This is a genomic window from Neoroseomonas soli (genome assembly GCF_018129065.1).
Classification (GTDB): Bacteria; Pseudomonadota; Alphaproteobacteria; order Acetobacterales; family Acetobacteraceae; genus Neoroseomonas; species Neoroseomonas soli.
The window spans coordinates 1-1,695 of sequence record NZ_JAAEDM010000181.1 but is presented as its reverse complement, the minus strand read 5'-3'; the positions used below and the strand labels follow the sequence as shown (position 1 = coordinate 1,695).

4 protein-coding genes are annotated in these 1,695 nt (G+C 76.4%); 1 reads left to right on the top strand and 3 read right to left on the bottom strand.

Annotation, left to right across the window (positions count from 1 at the left end; translation table 11 throughout):
* A partial coding sequence (locus tag GXW76_RS25280; RefSeq protein ID WP_456307125.1) for a hypothetical protein occupies nucleotides 1-301 on the top strand: 301 nt, incomplete at its 5' end.
* A gap of 3 nt (nucleotides 302-304) precedes the next feature.
* Here the strand turns inward: GXW76_RS25280 and GXW76_RS25275 are convergent.
* From GXW76_RS25275 to GXW76_RS25265, 3 genes are all read right to left on the bottom strand, one after another.
* The gene (locus tag GXW76_RS25275) at nucleotides 305-607 is read right to left on the bottom strand and encodes an AzlD family protein (protein ID WP_211864899.1); all 303 of its coding nucleotides are present in this window, start codon (nucleotides 605-607) and stop codon (nucleotides 305-307) included.
* On the bottom strand, nucleotides 604-1,320 hold the full coding sequence (locus tag GXW76_RS26075; RefSeq protein ID WP_272876148.1) for an AzlC family ABC transporter permease: 717 nt from the start codon (nucleotides 1,318-1,320) through the stop codon (nucleotides 604-606). Before GXW76_RS26075 ends, GXW76_RS25275 begins: the two co-directional genes overlap by 4 nt.
* On the bottom strand, nucleotides 1,317-1,695 hold a 379-nt coding region (locus GXW76_RS25265; protein ID WP_211864898.1), incomplete at its 5' end, for a RecX family transcriptional regulator. The genes GXW76_RS26075 and GXW76_RS25265, both read right to left, overlap by 4 nt.

The window sequence follows — 1,695 nt, the reverse complement described above, 5'->3', positions numbered from 1 at the left end:
GGACCGGCTGCGGCTGCTTTTCCCGCCGCCCGGCGCGGCGGTGGCGGAAGGCGCCGGCCCGGTCACGCTGCGCGCGGCGGGCGGGCGGCGGCCCCTCGCCTTCCTGGTGGACGGCGCGCCCATCGCACACGAAGCGGCGCGGCGCGAAGCCGCCTGGGAGCCTCCGGGCCCGGGCTTCTACCGCGTCACGGTGCTGGATGCGGACGGCGCGGCGGCCTCGGCCTCGATCCGCGTGCGGCCGCAGGATGCGCCGCCCGCGCAGGGGACGACGATCACCCTGGTGCCGATCTCCACGCGCTGAGCGTCACGCGACGAATCCCAGCGCCCACATCGCGCCGACGCCCACCGCGATCGCCACCGCCAGGTTGCGCGTCAGCGCCTGCGCCGCCACCACCGCCCCCGCCGCGACGAAGCCTTTCCACCCCTGCGTCGCCAGCGCCGGCGCGACATAGGCGACGAAGATCGGCCCCGGCAGGTGCTGCAAGGCGACCTCCACGAAGCGCGGCGGACGGAAGGCGCGGAACAACGCATATCCCCCCGCGCGGCAGAGGTAGGTCGCCAGCGCCATCCCCAGGATCGCCAGCAGCACGTCGAGGCGCAGCGTCATCGCCGCCGCATCTCCAACCAGGCGCCGAGCGCCGCGCCCGACAGCGCCCCCGCCAGCAGCGGCCAGGGCGCCCCGAGCCCGCCCCACCACGCCGCGAGCGACACCGCCGCCGCCAGCGCCCAGGGCAGCAGGTCGCGCCTCACCCCCTGCCAGACCGGCACGAGGATGGCGCAGAAGGTCGCCACCGCCGCGAAGTAGAGCGGATGCCCCGGCGGCAGCCTGACCACCGCGCCGAAGACATGCCCGACCGCCACCGCGACCATCCAGAAGGCCCAGAGTGCCAGCCCGACGCCGAGCAGGAACCCCGCATCCCGCCCGCCCCGCCGCTGGTCGGCGGCCGAGAGCGCATAGGAATGGTCCACCAGCGTCGCCAGCGTCCCCCACAGCCGCCAGCCGCGCAGCCGATCGAGCCATGGCGCCAGCGCCGCGCCCATCGGCGCCAGGCGCATGTTCACCACCAGCGCCGCCAGCGTCGCCGCCGCGACCGGCGCCGGGTCGCTCCAGAGTTCCAGCGCGAGCAGTTGCGAGGACCCGGCGAAAACCAGCCCCGACATCACCAGCGCCTCGAGCAGCGACAGCCCCTTGGCGTCGGACAGGATCCCGACCACCAACCCGAAGGGAAAGGTGCCGATCACCAGCGGCATGGCCTGGCGCACGCCGCGCCAGACGCCGTGGCGCGTGAAGGTCACGCGCGGTTCGGTGCCGCCGCTCATCCGCGCCGCGCGGCGAGCAGCCGGTCCTCGGCGGTCTCGGGGTCCATCGCCAGGGCGCGGCGCGCGACGCCGTGGGCGAAGCCGCCACGGGCCATGGCGGCGAGCGCCTTGCGTCGCGCCTCGGTGTCCTCGGCCCCGCGGGCGAAGGGACCGATCCGGCGGCGGCGGCAGAAGGCGAGCGCGGCGTCGAGTTCGGCGTCCTCGCCTTCCGGGATCGATGCGGCGGCGGTCTCCGCATCCACCCCCTTGGCGGCGAGGTGCGCGGCGATGGCACGGCGGGACCGGCCGGCGCGGGCCAGGCGACGGGCGCGGCTTTCGGCGAAGGCGGCGTCGTCCACCGCGCCGGCCTGCACCATGGCGGCGGCGACTTCGGCG

Bases quoted from the DNA above. Each gene is read 5' to 3' on its own strand.
- GXW76_RS25275 (WP_211864899.1), bottom strand. From the start codon at position 607: ATGACGCTGCGCCTCGACGTGCTGCTGGCGATCCTGGGGATGGCGCTG.
- GXW76_RS26075 (WP_272876148.1), bottom strand. From the start codon at position 1,320: ATGAGCGGCGGCACCGAACCGCGCGTGACCTTCACGCGCCACGGCGTC.